We start from the raw sequence: 16,228 nt of genomic DNA, 5'->3' as shown, positions 1-16,228 counted from the left end.
CATGACCCTGAAGAACGTCGAACGCTGGGGCGGTGTCAGCCAGACCCTGCACTGGCTGATCGCACTGCTGATCCTGGTGCTGGGCATCGTCGGCCTGACCATGGGCGAATTGCCCAAGACGCCGAAATATTTCTGGGTCTACACCGCGCACAAATCGGTGGGCCTGACCGTGTTGGCACTGGTGATCGTACGGCTGGGCTGGCGCCTGTATGCGGGCGCGCCGCCGCCGGTGTCCGGCACCCCGCGCTGGCAGGAACGCATCGCCGGGCTGACCCACTGGCTGCTGTACGCGATGATCTTGGCGATGCCGCTGTCGGGCTGGTTGTACGACTCCACCAGCGGCCTGCGCCCGTTCCGCTGGTTTGGCCTGTTTGCCGTGCCCAAGCTCAGCCCGCCGGACGAACAATTGCGTGCGGTTGCGCACTTCGTCCACGAGTGGGGCTTCTGGTTGTTGATAGCCGTGGTGCTGGCGCATGCCGGCGCTGCGCTCTACCACCACCTGTTCCAGCGTGACGCCACCTTGGTGCGGATGTTGCCGCGCGGTTGGCTCTCTTCCAAACCCTGAAGGATTTCCCCATGTCGTCCAGATTGCTCGCCTCCCCCCTGCTGGTCGCCGCCGCCCTGGTGGCCACATTCGCTGCCGCCCCGCTTCTCGCTGCCGATTACGTGCAGGCGCCCGGCTCGTCGCTGGTATTTGCCAGCAAGTACGACGGCGAAGTGTTTACCGGCAAGTTTCCCGGTTTCGACACCACACTGAGTTTCGACCCGGCCAATCTTGCCGGCGCCAAGCTCGATGTGCGCATTCCCCTGGCCAGTGCCATCAGCGGAAACAACGATCGTGATTCGACCCTGCAAGGGCCGGACTTCTTCAACGTGGCCAAGTTCGCCACCGCGCGCTACCGCGCCGACAAGGTCCGCGCACTCGGCGGCAATCAGTACGCGGCCGATGGCACGCTGGAATTGCGCGGCGTCAGCAAGCCGGTCACGCTGACCTTCACCTGGACACCCGGCGCGCAGCCGGTGCTGGCCGGCAAGGCGCTGGTCAAGCGCCTGGACTTCGGCGTCGGCGGCGGCGACTGGGCCGATACCAAGACCATTCCCAACGAGACCGCGATCAGCACCAAGGTGGTATTCAAGGCGAAGTAACGCCACCGGCCGCAACCGGACGCGGCCATTGAACGGCGGCCTACCTCGTCGGGCCGCCGTCTTTTACGCCTGTGCCAAACGCATCGCCGCCGCACAGTTGTCGCCTGTTGCATCAGCGCACGCCGGCATCCAGCCACTCGCGCAAACGCCGGCGATCGAACGGCCAACCCAACTCACGCCCATCCGCATCGCACACCACCGGCACGCGCTCACCATAAGCGGACTCAAGCGCCGCATCGCCGTCGATGAAGACGCTACTGAACTCGCCTGCGCGTGCCTGCGCCAGTACTTCCACGGCCTGGTCGCACAGGTGGCAATCGTCGCGCTGGTACAGGACCAAGGCCATCCGGAACTCTCATGCTGCGCTGCAGCCGTGCCGCAAGCGCCGAGCGACTAGAATAGCCGCCTTTACGCTCACCTCTCCGGCAAGCATGGCTGTCAGCACGTTCGACCTGTTCAAGATCGGCATCGGTCCGAGTTCCTCCCACACCGTGGGGCCGATGCGCGCGGCCGAGCGCTTCGTGCATCGCTGGCTGCTCGACGCCGGCCGCCTGCAGGATGTGGTGCGCATCCGCGCCGAAGTCTTCGGCTCGCTGGCCCTGACCGGCCGTGGCCATGGCACCGACAAGGCCGTGCTGCTCGGCCTGGAAGGCCACCGCCCCAACCTGATCGACCCGGACATCATCCCGGCCACGCTGGAGCGCATCCGCGCCAGCAAGCGCATCAGCCTGATGGGCCAGCACGTCATCGCCTTTGACGAAAAGCGCGACCTGCCGATGAACAAGCGGCAGAAGCTGCCCTACCACACCAATGGCATGCGCTTCACCGCTTACGATGCCGATGAAGCGGTGATCGCCACGCGCGATTACTACTCGGTCGGCGGCGGTTTTGTGGTCAATCAGGACGATGCCGCCGACGACCGCATCGTGGCCGACGAAACGCCGCTGCCCTATCCCTTCCTCAGCGGCGACGAACTGCTCGCGCAATGCGCGCGCAGCGGCCTGAGCATCGCCGCGCTGATGTTCGAAAACGAAAAGAGCTGGCGCAGCGAGGACGCCATTCGCGCCGGCCTGCGCGAGCTGTGGGCGGCAATGCAGTCCTGCGTGGAGCGCGGTATCCGCCAGGAAGGCACGTTGCCGGGGGGCCTGAACGTCTCGCGGCGCGCGCCGGCGTTGTATCGCGAACTGTCGTCCAAACCGGAAGCGGCGATGCGCGATCCGCTGACCACACTGGACTGGGTCAATCTCTACGCACTGGCCGTCAACGAGGAAAACGCGGCCGGTGGCCGCGTGGTCACTGCACCCACCAATGGCGCAGCCGGCATCATCCCGGCGGTGCTGCATTACTTCGACCGCTTCTGCCCCGGTGCATCCGAGCAGCGCATCTTCGACTTCCTGCTCACCGCTGCAGCCATCGGCATCCTCTACAAGGAAAATGCCTCCATTTCCGGCGCCGAGGTCGGCTGCCAGGGCGAAGTGGGCGTGGCCTGCTCGATGGCCGCCGGCGGCCTGGTCGCCGCGCTGGGCGGCAACCCGGGGCAGATCGAAAACGCCGCGGAAATCGGCATGGAGCACAACCTGGGCCTGACCTGCGACCCGATCGGCGGCCTGGTGCAGATCCCGTGCATCGAACGCAATGCAATGGGCGCGGTGAAGGCGATCAACGCCAGCCGCATGGCCATGCGCGGCGACGGCAAGCACAAGGTGTCGCTGGACAAGGTCATCAAGACCATGCGCGACACCGGCCGCGACATGCAGGACAAGTACAAGGAAACCAGCCGCGGTGGCCTGGCGGTCAACGTCATCGAATGCTGAGCCGGGCGCGGCCCCGGGCCGCGCCCTGTATCGCCACCGAGCGCGGCAGCGCGCTGCGCACCCGTCGCGCACGCGGAAGAAGACGCCCCGCCCCTCCCCTCTGGCAAGAGCAGAAAGCGGCGCAGATCGAGCAGGCCGCGAACGTCTTGCCCTGCAACAAGTGCCCCCGCAGACACCCTTCTGCCGCCTGCGGGGCACGGGCTCCGAAGTGCGGATGGGGCCATTGCGATCGTTATCGCTCGCCGGAAGCCGGCGCGCGGCGCAGCCATGCAAGATGCCCTGCCATGGTGTGATTGCAGTCACTGTCTGCAGATCGCCAAACAGGGCGATACGTCCAACGGCCGCGCCCGCCGATGCAGTCGCATGACAGCGCTGTACGTCCCCACCACATGCCGCCATGTACCGTTTGACGCTGGTTCCGACGGAGATCGCGATGCGACAGCTTGCCTGCACTCTCGCCCTGGCCCTGGCCTGCGGCCCCCTGTTGGCGCAGGAAACCAGCTACGGCCCGCGCCTGGAAGGCTTCGACTACCCGTATCCGGTCAAGACCTTTGCGTTCACCTCGCAACGGCAGACGCTGGAAATGGCCTACCTGGATGTCGCGCCCACCGGCAAACCCAACGGGCGCACTGCCGTGCTGTTGCATGGCAAGAACTTCTGCGCTGCTACCTGGGAGCAGACCATCGCGGCCTTGAGCACCGCCGGCTATCGCGTCATCGCGCCTGACCAGGTGGGCTTCTGCAAGTCCAGCAAGCCGGCCGCCTATCAGTTTTCCTTCGCGCAGCTGGCCAACAACACGCAGGCACTGCTGAAAAAATTGGGCATCGAACGTGCGGTGGTGGTCGGCCATTCGATGGGGGGCATGCTCGCCATCCGTTACGCGCTGATGTATCCGCAGTCCACCGATCACCTGGCCTTGGTGGACCCAATCGGCCTGGAAGACTGGAAGGCCGAAGGCATCCCTTGGCGCAGCGTCGACGCCTGGTACGACAATGAACTGAAGATCAGTTTCGAGCGCATCAAGAAGTATCAGATGGAGGTCTACTACGCCGGCCAATGGAAGCCCGAGTTCGAACGCTGGGCGCGCATGCAGGCCGGCATGTCGCTGGGCAGAGGTAGGCAGGCAGTTGCCTGGAACCAGGCGCTGACCTACGACATGGTGTTCAACCAGCCAGTGGTCTACGAACTGCCCAAACTTGCCGTGCCGACCACATTGTTCATCGGCCTCAAGGACCGCACCGCGATCGGCAAGGACACCGCACCGCCCGAGGTCAAGGCACGTGTCGGCGATTACACCACGCTAGGCAAGCGTGCGGCCGAGGCGATTCCGAACGCCAAGCTCGTCGAATTCGCCGACCTCGGACATTCGCCGCAGGTGCAGGACCCGACACGTTTCAATGCCGCGTTGTTGAAGGCGCTTGCGCAGTAAGCAGAGCCGGTCCTCTCCACTTCCCCAACCCGCTACCCAGCCACAATCCGCAACACGTCATCCAGCAACGCCGCCGCCGTCACCTCGGCACCCGCGCCCGGTCCCTGTATCAGCAATGGCTGCTGGCGATAGCGATCGCTGCTGATGGCGACACGGTTATCGGCGCCGGCGCCGCCGGCCAGCGGGTGATCCAGCGCCAACTCGCGCAAGCCGACGCTGGCACCATGCGCATCCACGCGGCCGACAAAGCGCAGGCAACGCCCTGCGGCACGTGCCTGCTGCCAGCGCGCGCCGACCACCGCATCCAGCGCGCCCAGCTGCGCATCCAGGGTATCGAGCGGCACCCGCGCAATGCTCGCGGGCACCAGCGATTCCACATGCACCTGTTCGGCTTCCAGCTGCCAGCCCGCCGCGCGCGCCAGGATCAGCAACTTGCGCCGCACGTCCTCGCCCGACAGATCGATGCGCGGATCCGGCTCGGTATAGCCGGCCGCCATCGCCTCACGCACGCAATCTGAAAACGCGCCATTGCCGTCGTAGCGATGAAACAGCCATGCCAGCGATCCGGACAACACGCCTTCGATCGAATGGATATGGTCGCCGCCTGCCACCAGCGCGCGCACGCTGCTCAGTACCGGCAGCCCCGCCCCGACGGTGGCGCTATCGCCGTAATGCGCACCGCTGGCGTGACGCGCCGCGTGCAAGGCCTGCGCCCGCGACAACGCGGTGCCCTGGCCCAGCTTGTTGGCAGTCACCACATGCACGCCGCGCAGTAGCCATTCCACATGCCAATCGGCGACGACATCGCTGGCGGTCGCATCCACCAGCACATCCCCGGCACGCAAGGCGGTGGTCTCCGCCCAGGGTTGCAGCACGGTCTGGCCGCGCGGCGCAGCATTCGCCTGTTGCAGGGCCTGGGCGGCGCTGGTGCCGCAATCGTGGGCAATGCGCGAATTGGCCAACCAGTCGAAGCGCGGCAACTGCAGCTGGCGCTCCTGCAGCGCGGTGTAGCGCGCCACGAACGCGCGCCCCACAGTTCCGGTGCCCAGCAAGGCCAGCCGCGGTGTCGGCGCCACCGCTGCCGCCGAAGCGCGGCGCGAAACAGGCAGCACAGTGCTCACGCGTCGACCTGTTTGCGGCTTGCGCTGGTCAGTGTCGCCTCCGCACGCGCCAGACCGGCGCGCAGATCGATCAACAGATCCTCTGCCGATTCGATACCGATCGACAGCCGCAGCAAGCCATCGGAAATGCCGGCGGCAGCGCGTGCTTCGGCAGTCATCGCCGCATGCGTCATCGAGGCCGGATGCGCGATCAGGCTTTCCACACCACCCAGCGACTCGGCCAGGGTGAAGTAACGCAGACCATCGACAAAGGCGCGCACTGCGGCTTCGCCACCATCGAGCTCGAAACTCATCATCGCGCCGAAACCCTTCTGCTGGCGCGCCGCCAGCGCATGACCCGGATGCGCGGCCAGGCCCGGGAAATACACTTGATTGACCACCGCATGCCCGTCCAGCAATTCGGCGATCGCATCGGCGTTTTCCTGATGCACGCGCAGGCGCGCATCCAGCGTGCGCAGACCACGCAAGGTGAGGAAGGCATCGAACGGCGAACCGGTCAGGCCCAGTGCGTTGGCCCACCACACCAGCTGTTGATGCAGTTCGGCATCGCGCGCGACCACCGCACCGCCCACCACATCGCTGTGGCCGTTGATGTACTTGGTGGTGGAATGCAGCACCAGATCCGCACCGAACTCCAGCGGCTTCTGCAGCGCCGGCGACAGGAAGGTGTTGTCCACCACGGTCAACGCGCCGACCTTCTTCGCCGCCTCGATGACGAAGCGCAGATCGGTGATGCGCAGCAACGGGTTGGACGGGGTTTCGATCAGCACCAGCTTGGGCGACTGTGCCAACGCATCGGCCAGCGAACGCGGGTCGGTGAGGTCGGCGGTGATCAACGCGAAGTGGCCTTTCTTGGCCAGCGCGTTGAACAGGCGCCAGCTGCCGCCGTAGGCATCGTGTGGCACCACCAGGGTGTCGCCCGGCTGCAGTAGCGCATTGAGCACCAAGTTGATCGCGCCCATGCCGGTGGAGGTGATCACCCCGCCGGCGCCGCCTTCCAGCTCGGCCAGCGCTTCACCAAGCAGATCGCGGGTCGGGTTGCCGCTGCGGGTGTAGTCGTACTGGCGCTTGTTGCCGAAACCATCGAAGGAGAAGTTCGACGACAGCACGATCGGCGGCGTCACCGCGCCATAGGCAGTGTCGCGATCGATGCCGGCGCGGACGGCGGCGGTGGCGGCAGTACAGGGGGCGTCGGCAGGGTCACGAAAGCTCATGCGGTTTCTCCGGTGATGCGAAGGGCAGTGGCGAGGATCGCGTCGATGCGATCGATTTCTTTCAGGAAGGCGTCGTGGCCATATGGCGAGCGCAGCACGCGCAGACTGCCGCGCGGCCCCAGGCCTTCGACCAGGCTGACCAGGTCGGCCAGCGGCACCAGGCGGTCGCCCTCCACCGCAACGACGACGGTGGGCACGCGTACCTGCGCCGGGTCGATGCGGTGCAGGTCGATGGATTCGGACAGCCGTAAGTAGGCGGTCACCGGGGTGCGCGCGACATACTGCGCGCCCGCGGCATCCAGATAGTCTTCGGCGGCCACGCGCACGCGGCCATTGATCACTTCCGGCGGCGCGTCGAAGCGCTCGCTGAATTCTTCCGGGGTGCGGTAGCTGAGCATGGCGAACTGTCGTGCCAGCGCCAGCCCATGGTTTTCGGCGCATTGCAGCTGACCCAGCGCCACCGCGCGGCGCTGCAGTGCACGCCAGGCGGCGGCATACGGATGCGCGCGATGCGCACCGCTGACCGCAATCAAGGTGCCGACGCGGGTGGCATGGCGGGTCGCGAACTGCAAGCCGACCAGCGCACCGTATGAGTAGCCGACAAAGCCGTGCAGACGCGCGATCCCCAGCGCATCCAGCAATGCGGCAATCGCATCGGCCTGGTCGGCGGTATCGATCGGCGCATCCAGCGTGCCGTCGGCGCCAAGGAAATCGAATGCCAACAGACGACGCGATGCCGGATCCAGCGCGCGGCCGGCACCGACCAGACCATCCACCCAGCCCTTCTCGGGGAACAGGTCGCTGGCGGCCAGATGGCGATGTGCGGAAATCCCGCCGGCCACGAAGACCACCGGCGCATTGGCGGCGCCGATCAGTTCATAGCGCAGCCGCAGCTCGCGCATGCCGGCATGGCGCATCGGCAAGGCAATGACAAGCTCACCGCGCACGGCAATCAAGCCGTCGTCGGTGGCGGCGGGCGTATCGGCGTATTCGGTCGGTGATGGCGATGCTGTATTCACGAGGCTCATGGCGATATCCGGGGTGGATCGGCCATCGAGCTTCGCGGGAGCTCGCGTTCGACGTGCGCAAGGCACGATTCGAACCATCTTTCGGCGGACACGACGTCCCCGCAGGATTTGGCACCAAACGCGGGCGCTTGCGCGCTCCGCTGGCTGCCCCGGCATCAAAGGGCCTGTCCCTCCGCCGGTCTCGATGGTGAGGCTAAGATGCCACCGCTTTTCTGCGATGTCAATCTCTTCATGCGGATGGAAAGATATATTTTCATCCGATACCACCCCTGCCTGCGATGGACCGCATACTTGATGTCCCCCCGTTCGAGTCGATCGCGTGCCCCACCACGTGTCTCGCGGCGCCCTGCCCGCCCTCGCCTGGCATTTTTTCATTGCGTTCCTGGCGTGCACCACGCCCGCCAACGCGCAGCAACGCTGGCATTGGCCCGGTGCCGCAAACACGCCTGCGCGCTCGCCAGCAGGCGCAGTTGCGCAGACGGCGCCCGCATCGCCCGGCACCGGCCCGGCGCTGCAGCTGGAGTGGCAGGCCCCGGCCTATCTGGCATGGGTGAACAACCCGCTAGCCGGACCCGCACAGGTGCAGCTGAGCGCACCGCCCAGCGAGGATTACCGCGCCGTGCCGCAGTTGCCGCTGACGGTGCAACTGGCTGCGCACCAGCGCCGCCTGCTCGCCCGGCTGTATCCGGCCAGCAACCAGCGCAGCCTGGGCGGGCTTGGACTCAAGCTCGACGTGGTGCCCGGCGATCCGCAGGCCCGCCCGCAGCAGCAAGTGCGCTACCAGCTCCCGTTTCGCGATGCGCCGATACAAGTGGACCAGGGTTTTGGCGGGGCCTTCAGCCATACCGATGCGCCCAACTGGTACGCGGTGGACTTCGCGCTGCCGCAAGGCACCCCGGTGCTGGCGGCGCGCGAGGGCGTGGTGATGGAGGTACGGCGCGACGTCATCGAAGGCAGCCCGCACGACCAGGCAGCCGGCGGCGGCAACCTGGTGCGGGTGCTGCACGCCGACGGGAGCATGGCCATTTATGCCCACCTGGCGCCCGATGGCGTGGCGGTACGCCCCGGCCAGGTGATGCGCACCGGCGAGCGCCTGGGTGCTTCGGGCAGCACCGGCTTCAGCACCGCCCCACACCTGCATTTTTCGCTCCAGCGCAATGCGGACATGCGCCTGATCTCATTGCCGTTCCGGATGCTGGGCCCGCAGGGCGAGTTGCAGCTCCCCTCGCCGGCACCGTAAGTGACGGCGCCCGGAAGCGCCCAGCTGCCGACATCGGGCCACCCGGCCAGCGCCACAAGGGCCCGCCGCGGCGAAGCCGCTATAATCACCGGCTTCCTCAGTTTCCGCGGGCGCCCGACCGGGCGCGCTCAACCCATGTCCGACGTCTCCAACGAAGCCGCGCGCCGCCGCACCTTCGCCATCATTTCCCACCCCGATGCGGGCAAGACCACGCTGACCGAAAAGCTGCTGCTGTTCGGCGGTGCGATCCAGATGGCCGGCTCGGTGAAGGGCCGCAAGGCCGCCCGTCACGCCACCTCGGACTGGATGGCGCTGGAAAAGGAACGCGGCATCTCGGTCACCTCCTCGGTGATGCAGTTCCCGTACGAGGGCAAGATCGTCAATCTGCTCGACACCCCCGGCCACGCCGACTTCGGCGAGGACACCTATCGGGTGCTGACCGCGGTGGACTCGGCGCTGATGGTCATCGACGTCGCCAAGGGCGTGGAAGAACGCACCATCAAGCTGATGGAAGTCTGCCGCCTGCGCGACACCCCCATCATGACCTTCATCAACAAGCTCGATCGCGAGGGCAAGAACCCGATCGATCTGCTGGATGAAGTCGAAACCGTGCTGGGTATCCAGTGCGCGCCGGTGACCTGGCCGATCGGCATGGGCCAGCGCCTGAAGGGCGTGGTGCACCTGATCACCGGCGAGGTGCATCTCTACGAACAGGGGCGTAACTTCACCCGTCAGGATTCGACTATCTTCCCGTCGCTGGATGCGCCTGGACTGGCCGAAAAGATCGGCGCGCAGATGCTGGCCGAGCTGCGCGACGAGCTGGAACTAGTGCAAGGCGCCAGCAATCCGTTCGACCTGCAGGCCTACCGCGCCGGCCAGCAGACCCCGGTGTTCTTTGGCTCTGGCGTCAACAACTTCGGCGTGCAACCGCTGCTGGATTTCTTCATCGAGCACGCACCGCCGCCGCAGGCACGCGACACCACCGGCCGCCGGGTCGAGGCGACCGAAGCCAAGCTCAGCGGCTTCGTCTTCAAGATCCAGGCCAACATGGACCCGCAGCATCGTGACCGCGTGGCCTTCATGCGCGTGTGCTCGGGCAAGTTCACTGCCGGCATGAAGGCACTGCACGTGCGCAGCGGCAAGGACGTCAAGCTGGCCAACGCGCTGACCTTCATGGCCTCCGACCGCGAGATCGCCGCCGAAGCCTGGCCGGGCGACGTGATCGGTATCCACAACCACGGCACCATCTCCATCGGCGACACCTTCACCGAAGGCGAATCGCTGTCGTTCACCGGCATTCCCAATTTCGCGCCGGAGTTGTTCCGTCGTGCGCGCCTGCGCGACCCGCTCAAGCTCAAGCAGCTGCAAAAGGGCCTGGCACAGCTCTCCGAAGAAGGCGCCACGCAGTTCTTCCGCCCGTTGATGAGCAACGATCTCATTTTGGGTGCGGTGGGCGTGCTGCAGTTCGACGTGGTGGCTTACCGGCTCAAGGACGAATACGGCGTGGACGCGATCTTCGAGCCGGTCAGCGTCACCACCGCACGCTGGGTGCATTGCGACAACGCCAAGAAGCTGGAGGAGTTCCGCGAGAAGAACGCCGGCAATCTGGGCATCGACGCGGCCGGCCAGCTGGTCTATCTCGCTCCGACACGCGTGAATCTGCAGCTGGCGCAGGAACGCGCGCCGGACGTGCGCTTCTCGGCAACGCGCGAACACGCGCATGCCAAGGCGATCGATTGACCGCGGCTTGAACCGATGCATGCAACCGCACCCGCCGGCAATGCGAATTGCTCGCAATTGCGGTACCTTTTTGGCATGAACGCAGACGCCTCTCCCTCGACCGACCTGCGCGACGAGATAGCCAGCGCCGTCACCCACGGCCTGGGTGCCATTGCTGCATTGGCCGGTGGCTCGGTGCTGATCACGCTGGCCGCCATCTATGGCGACGGCTGGCAACTGGCCACCTCCATCGTCTTCAGCGCCACCCTGGTCTTGCTGTACGTCGCCTCCACGCTGTTTCATGCCATCCCGCATCCCGGCGCCAAGGCGCGCCTGCAGGTACTCGATCACTGCGCGATCTATCTGTTGATCGCCGGTACCTATACCCCGTTTACGCTGATCAATCTGCGCGACTCCTGGGGCTGGGGCCTGTTTGCCGCCATCTGGACGATCGCCGCTGCCGGCGTGGTCTTCAAGTTGTTCTTCACCGGTCGTTTCCGGCTGCTATCGACAGTGCTGTATCTGGCGATGGGCTGGCTGATCGTCGTAGCGATCCAGCCGTTGCTGCGTTCGGTCGATACCTGGTCTCTGTGCTGGCTGTTGGCCGGCGGACTCTTCTATACGCTGGGCACGTACTTCTACCAGCGCGACACCCAGCGCTATTTCCACGCGATCTGGCATTTGTTCGTGCTGGCCGGCAGCGCTTGCCACTTCGTTGCGGTGATTGCGCAGGTGATGTGAAGCGCGATCTGCAGCGCGTTCGCGCGCCGTGCACGAGCCATCGCCAACCATGGCCGGCGTGAACATCGTGACCGACACCCCAGCTGCACCACCTTCCCCCACGCCACGTCGCCGACGCTGGCTGGTCGGGCTTGCCATCGTCGCCGCTGTCGTGGTGATCTTCGTGCTGCTATTCCAGTGGAACTGGCTACGCGGCCCGGTCGAGCGCGTGGTCAGCGCCAAGACCGGCCGCGAATTCCATCTCGGCTATCTGGACGTGAAGCTAGGCCGCACGATCACCGTGCGCGGCAATCGGCTGAGCCTGGCGAACGCAGCATGGTCCAAGCGCGGGCCGATGGCTGAGCTCAATTCGGCCGAAATCGATGTCGAGTTGTGGCCGCTGTTGCGCGGCAAGGTGCGTCTGCCGGAAATTCGTCTGGATCACCCAATCGTCTTGCTGGAAGCCGGCGACGACACCCACCCCGGCAACTGGGTATTCGATCAGGACGGTGGCGATGGCACGATGCCGCGCCTTGGCCGCCTGCTGGTGAACAACGGGCGCCTGCAGTACATCGATGCAGCCAATCGCTCGGATGTGGATGTGGCGATCAACAGCCTCGCACCACCGAGCAGCGATCAACGTGCTGCGCCGATCGGCATCGACGGCAAGGGCCGCTGGAAGGGCTATCCCTTTACACTCAAGGGCAATACTGCCTCGCCGCTGGAGCTGAGCCAGAGCGAGCACCCGTTCCGTATCGATCTGCGCGGCAGCGCCGGCGCCACCCGCACGCACGTGCGCGGCACCTTGACCAACCCGTTCCAGTTCCAGGTCTTCGATCTGCAAATGGCGCTCAGCGGCCAGGACATGCAGGATCTGTATCCGCTGACCGGCGTGGCCATGCCGTCGACGCCGCCGTACAAGCTAGACGGCCATCTGCGCCGCAACGGCCAGCTCTGGCGCTACGAAAAGTTCACCGGCACCGCCGGCGACAGCGATTTGTCGGGCACTGCAGAAGTGGACCTGCGCAACAAGCGTCCGTTCCTGCGTGCCGATCTCGCGTCCAAACGCCTGGACTTCGACGACCTGGCAGGGTTCGTCGGCGCCCCACCGAAGACCGGCGCGAACGAGTCGGCAAATGCCGAACAGAAAAAACAGGCGGCACAGCTCGCGGCCAGCGCGCGCGTGCTGCCCAGCACCCCTTACGACTTGTCGAAGCTACGCGCGATGGATGCGCAGGTACGCTGGCGCGCGCAGCGCATCAATGCGCCATCGTGGCCACTGGACGACATGGATGCCTCGCTGACATTGAAGGACGGCCTGCTGCAGCTGGACCCGCTGAACTTCGGCGTTGCCGGTGGCGATATCCGCTCCACCATCCGCATGGATGCCCGCAACGAGGTGATCACCACGCAACTCAAGGCCGGCCTTCGCGGCATTCGGCTGGATCAGCTCTTCCCCGATACCGCGCTTGCCAAGCAGGCCTCGGGTGCCATCGGTGGTGAATTCGACCTACGTGGCCGCGGCAACTCGATCGGCGCGATGCTCGGTACCGCCGACGGCACGATCGGCGTCGGCATGGGCCGCGGTCATGTCGGCAATCTGATCATGGAGCTGGCCGGGCTGGACATCGCCGAGTCGCTGAAATATTTGTTCACCAAGGACCGTCAGATTCCGGTGCGCTGCATCTTCGGCGACTTCGGTGTGCAGGACGGGCTGATGCAATCGCGTGCGTTGGCGTTCGACAGCACCGACACCATCATCATTGGCGAAGGCAGCATCAGCTTGAAAGACGAAACGCTGGATCTGCTGCTGCGCCCACGCCCGAAAGACCGCAGCATCCTGAGCCTGCGCTCGCCATTGCGAATCGCTGGCAGCTTCAAGGACCCGACCTTCCGTCCCGACTTCAAGGCATTGGGCCTGCGCGGCGCGCTTGCGGTTGGCCTGGGCATGATCGCCCCACCTGCCGCCTTGCTCGCAACCTTCGAACCGGGTCCCGGCAAGGACAGCAACTGCGGCGGCAAGTTCGCGAAGTAAGTGCACGACATCACTTTGGGCGGCCGGCAAACCTGTCGAACGCTGTAGCAATAATGGCAAGGCGGTAACCGCATGCACTTTCTCTGACGGGTGCAGTGATCCCGAAACCTGCAGTGATGGCCCGGATCGAAAGCTGCTGATCAGACTGCAGTCCTCCGAAGACCGCACGGCATGCACTGCTTGCACCATGCAAACCGACCCTTTCGACTGGTCATTGGCCGCCCACCGTCGTGGGACCTTACGCGGCATGGATGCCGCGTAAGCGCCTACAAGGATGTACTTGCGGCATGTCCCGCGATGGTGGGCGGGCAAGGGCCGTGCAGCAAACTCACAGTGTCGAGAACACCGCACCAGAGAGTTTGCTGATTGTTTTATTGAGAGCTATGCACACCGACCATCTCAACTGACGCTTGCGACCAGGCCGCAGATCAAACGCTTCAAAAATGATCTATCTGCCCGCCAGACTCCTCAAGTTATTCCGACCAGGAGCGCGGTTCAAAACAAGATGCACGGAAATTTGCCAGCGCTGCTCTAGCTGGCGATGTACCGCTGCAGCTGATCGATATCGCGCTGCTGGTTCTCGATTACCGCCTTGACCAGATCGCCGATGGACATCACGCCCTGCACGCGGCCGTTGTCGACCACCGGCAGATGCCGGAAGCGTCCATCGGTCATCAACTGCATGCAGCGCTCCACCGTGTCCGATGGCGACACTGTCACCACCTGGGTACTCATGATGTCGGCAACGCTGCTGGTCGATGAGGCGCGATCGCGCAGCACCACCTTGCGCGCGTAATCGCGCTCGGACACGATGCCGACAAGGCGTGGCCCGTCCATCACCAACACCGCGCCGATGCCTTTCTCGGCCATCAGCCGGATCGCCTCGATCACTGCAGCGTCTGCCGCTACCGCGAACACCTCAACCTGTTTGGTCCCCAATAGCTGTCGTACGGTCTGCATGGCCCGCTCCGCGCTTGGTCTGGTGGTCGCAGACTACTCCCACCGCGCCGCGGTGGGTATCGACCAGATACAGCGGACGCTGCTTGGCCTCGTCATACAAGCGGCCCAGGTATTCGCCGATCAGTCCCAGAGCGATCAGCTGGATACCGCCCAGGAACAGGATCACCGACATCATGGTCGGCCAGCCGGCCACCGGGTCGCCCATCAGCGCCGCCTTGATCACCACCCAGCCACCGAACAGGAATGCCACCAGCGCGGTGAGCAAGCCCAGATAGGTCGCCACGCGCAGCGGCACGGTGGAAAAACTGGTGATGCCATCCAGCGCGAAGTTCCACAGCCGCCACACCGTGAACTTGCTGCGCCCCGACAGCCGCGGCGCACGCCGGTACGGCAATGCCACCTGGCGAAACCCGACCCAACCGAACAGCCCCTTCATGAAACGGTGGCGCTCGCGCAGCTGCTGCAAGGCTTCCACCACCCGCGGCGACAACAGCCTGAAATCCCCGGTATCGGCCGGAATCGGCGTACGCGACAACTGCCGGATGACCCGATAGAACGCATGCGCCGCACTGCGCTTCAACCAGCTCTCGCCCTCGCGAAAGATCCGCGTGCCGAAGACGTTGTCGTAACCGGCACGCCACAGCGCGACGAACTCGGGGATCAACTCCGGCGGGTCCTGTCCATCGGCATCGAGCAGCACCACCGCACCGGACAGCACATGGTCCAGGCCGGCAGAAATGGCCACTTCCTTGCCGAAGTTACGCGACAGCCGCACCGCACTCACCTGCGCATCGGCATCGGCAAGTGCCTGCAACACGCTCCAGGTGCCATCGCTGCTGCCATCGTCGACATACAGCACATGCGTCTGCACTCCACTCAAGCCCGCCAGCACTGCGCACAGGCGCGGATGCAGCAGCGGAATGCTGGTCTCCTCGTTATAGGCTGCAATCACCACCGTCAGGCGGTCTGCGACCACCGGCAGCTGCGCGGGGCCGGACGTACGCATGCTCACGGCGCCTGCAGATACGCAGGGCCGCCTAGCTGGCGCGCCTGCCGCTGGATCCATGCCGTCCGCCGTTGCACAAAGGCGCCGGGGCGACGGGCGTCATAACGGCGTGGCGAGGGCAGCACCGCCGCCAGACGCGCCGCCTCGGTCGGCGACAACCCGGCCGCGTCCTTGCCCCAGAACTGCCGGGCAGCCGCCTGCGCGCCGTACACCCCGTCGCCGAACTCGGCCACGTTGAGATACATCTCCAGAATGCGCTGCTTCGGCCACAACAGCTCGATCAGCACCGTGTACCAGGCCTCCAGGCCCTTGCGTACCCAACTGCGGCCTTGCCACAGGAACACGTTCTTGGCGACCTGCTGACTGATCGTGCTGGCCCCGCGCACGCGCCCACCGCGCGCATTGTGATCGCGCGCCTTTTCAATCGCCTGCAGGTCGAAGCCGTGATGCACCGGAAACTGCTGATCCTCCGCAGCCACCACCGAAATCGGCAGGCTGGCGGCAATCCTGTCGTAGTTGCGCCATTGCTGGTGCAGCGAAAAATCCCAATCGCGCTCGCCCCAGGCTTCCAGATAACGCCCGACCATCATGCTGCTGATCGGCGGATCGATCACCCGCAGCACCAGCACCTGCAGCACGCTCGCGGCGGCAAACAGCAGCGGTGCTGCCAACAGCCAACGTAGCCAGCGCTGCGCGCGCCGCGGTGGCGCCACCTGCTTGCCATCCAATGCATCCGTCCCCATTGTTCGCTACGACCTTTCATCCCGATGCTCGTTGCATTATCCGGCAACCGGCG

The 16,228-nt window shown here is 65.4% G+C and carries 15 protein-coding genes and 1 riboswitch; of the genes, 8 read left to right on the top strand and 7 right to left on the bottom strand.

Going from position 1 to position 16,228, the window contains the following annotated elements; translation table 11 throughout:
* Position 1: 1 nt before the first annotated feature.
* Together FHT08_RS04155 and FHT08_RS04150 are read left to right on the top strand one after the other, a co-directional pair.
* Positions 2-565, top strand: coding sequence for a cytochrome b (locus tag FHT08_RS04155; RefSeq protein ID WP_166774378.1), 564 nt, complete (start codon positions 2-4; stop codon positions 563-565).
* An 11-nt stretch (positions 566-576) separates the two neighbouring features.
* On the top strand, positions 577-1,146 hold the full coding sequence (locus FHT08_RS04150) for a YceI family protein (protein WP_104535994.1): 570 nt from the start codon (positions 577-579) through the stop codon (positions 1,144-1,146).
* 112 nt (positions 1,147-1,258) lie between these two features.
* Here FHT08_RS04150 and FHT08_RS04145 read toward each other — a convergent pair whose 3' ends face one another.
* Positions 1,259-1,492, bottom strand: a complete 234-nt coding sequence (locus tag FHT08_RS04145; protein WP_104605613.1) for a glutaredoxin family protein — start codon at positions 1,490-1,492, stop codon at positions 1,259-1,261.
* Positions 1,493-1,577: 85 nt separating this feature from the next.
* Between FHT08_RS04145 and FHT08_RS04140 the strand changes: the two genes are divergently transcribed.
* Together FHT08_RS04140 and FHT08_RS04135 are read left to right on the top strand one after the other, a co-directional pair.
* Positions 1,578-2,960 (top strand): L-serine ammonia-lyase, encoded by a 1,383-nt coding sequence (locus tag FHT08_RS04140; protein WP_104535996.1) that lies wholly within the window; start codon positions 1,578-1,580, stop codon positions 2,958-2,960.
* A gap of 433 nt (positions 2,961-3,393) precedes the next feature.
* A complete protein-coding gene (locus FHT08_RS04135) occupies positions 3,394-4,389 on the top strand; it encodes an alpha/beta hydrolase (protein WP_104605754.1) in 996 nt (331 codons plus the stop codon).
* Positions 4,390-4,421: 32 nt separating this feature from the next.
* Here the strand turns inward: FHT08_RS04135 and FHT08_RS04130 are convergent, their stop codons facing one another.
* From FHT08_RS04130 to FHT08_RS04120, 3 genes are read right to left on the bottom strand one after another with little or no spacing between them, the layout of a single operon-like run.
* The gene (locus tag FHT08_RS04130) at positions 4,422-5,510 is read right to left on the bottom strand and encodes a homoserine dehydrogenase (RefSeq protein ID WP_166774377.1); all 1,089 of its coding nucleotides are present in this window, start codon (positions 5,508-5,510) and stop codon (positions 4,422-4,424) included.
* Positions 5,507-6,724, bottom strand: a complete 1,218-nt coding sequence (locus tag FHT08_RS04125; protein ID WP_104535999.1) for an O-succinylhomoserine (thiol)-lyase — start codon at positions 6,722-6,724, stop codon at positions 5,507-5,509. The genes FHT08_RS04130 and FHT08_RS04125 overlap by 4 nt, the downstream gene beginning before the upstream one ends.
* Complete coding sequence (locus tag FHT08_RS04120) at positions 6,721-7,752, bottom strand: homoserine O-succinyltransferase (protein WP_053054152.1); 1,032 nt, start codon at positions 7,750-7,752, stop codon at positions 6,721-6,723. The genes FHT08_RS04125 and FHT08_RS04120 overlap by 4 nt, the downstream gene beginning before the upstream one ends.
* 71 nt (positions 7,753-7,823) lie before the next feature.
* Positions 7,824-7,943, bottom strand: a riboswitch (SAM riboswitch).
* 128 nt (positions 7,944-8,071) lie between these two features.
* Here FHT08_RS04120 and FHT08_RS04115 point away from each other — a divergent pair.
* The 4 genes from FHT08_RS04115 to FHT08_RS04100 all read left to right on the top strand — a co-directional run bounded on the left by FHT08_RS04115 (position 8,072) and on the right by FHT08_RS04100 (position 13,466).
* Positions 8,072-8,992 (top strand): M23 family metallopeptidase, encoded by a 921-nt coding sequence (locus FHT08_RS04115; RefSeq protein WP_166774376.1) that lies wholly within the window; start codon positions 8,072-8,074, stop codon positions 8,990-8,992.
* A gap of 135 nt (positions 8,993-9,127) precedes the next feature.
* Positions 9,128-10,732 (top strand): peptide chain release factor 3, encoded by a 1,605-nt coding sequence (locus FHT08_RS04110; protein WP_104590172.1) that lies wholly within the window; start codon positions 9,128-9,130, stop codon positions 10,730-10,732.
* 75 nt (positions 10,733-10,807) lie between these two features.
* A complete protein-coding gene (locus tag FHT08_RS04105; protein WP_016902756.1) occupies positions 10,808-11,452 on the top strand; it encodes a hemolysin III family protein in 645 nt (214 codons plus the stop codon).
* Positions 11,453-11,510: 58 nt separating this feature from the next.
* On the top strand, positions 11,511-13,466 hold the full coding sequence (locus FHT08_RS04100; RefSeq protein WP_166774375.1) for an AsmA family protein: 1,956 nt from the start codon (positions 11,511-11,513) through the stop codon (positions 13,464-13,466).
* A 531-nt stretch (positions 13,467-13,997) separates the two neighbouring features.
* Here FHT08_RS04100 and FHT08_RS04095 read toward each other — a convergent pair.
* Genes FHT08_RS04095 through mtgA form a run of 3 tightly spaced genes read right to left on the bottom strand, consistent with a single transcriptional unit; the run spans position 13,998 to position 16,175 of the window.
* Positions 13,998-14,426 (bottom strand): CBS domain-containing protein, encoded by a 429-nt coding sequence (locus FHT08_RS04095; protein WP_166774374.1) that lies wholly within the window; start codon positions 14,424-14,426, stop codon positions 13,998-14,000.
* Positions 14,386-15,432 carry a glycosyltransferase family 2 protein gene (locus FHT08_RS04090; RefSeq protein WP_166774772.1) on the bottom strand — a complete coding sequence of 349 codons (1,047 nt, stop codon included), beginning with the start codon at positions 15,430-15,432 and terminating at the stop codon, positions 14,386-14,388. The genes FHT08_RS04095 and FHT08_RS04090 overlap by 41 nt, the downstream gene beginning before the upstream one ends.
* A 2-nt stretch (positions 15,433-15,434) precedes the next feature.
* Positions 15,435-16,175, bottom strand: a complete 741-nt coding sequence (gene mtgA, locus FHT08_RS04085) for a monofunctional biosynthetic peptidoglycan transglycosylase (RefSeq protein WP_166774373.1) — start codon at positions 16,173-16,175, stop codon at positions 15,435-15,437.
* Positions 16,176-16,228: the final 53 nt, after the last annotated feature.

This window comes from Xanthomonas sp. CFBP 8151 (genome assembly GCF_011761885.1).
GTDB classification, from domain to species: domain Bacteria; phylum Pseudomonadota; class Gammaproteobacteria; order Xanthomonadales; family Xanthomonadaceae; genus Xanthomonas; species Xanthomonas arboricola_B.
The sequence above is the reverse complement of the archived record's forward strand: the minus strand, read 5'-3'. Positions and strand labels throughout refer to the sequence as shown.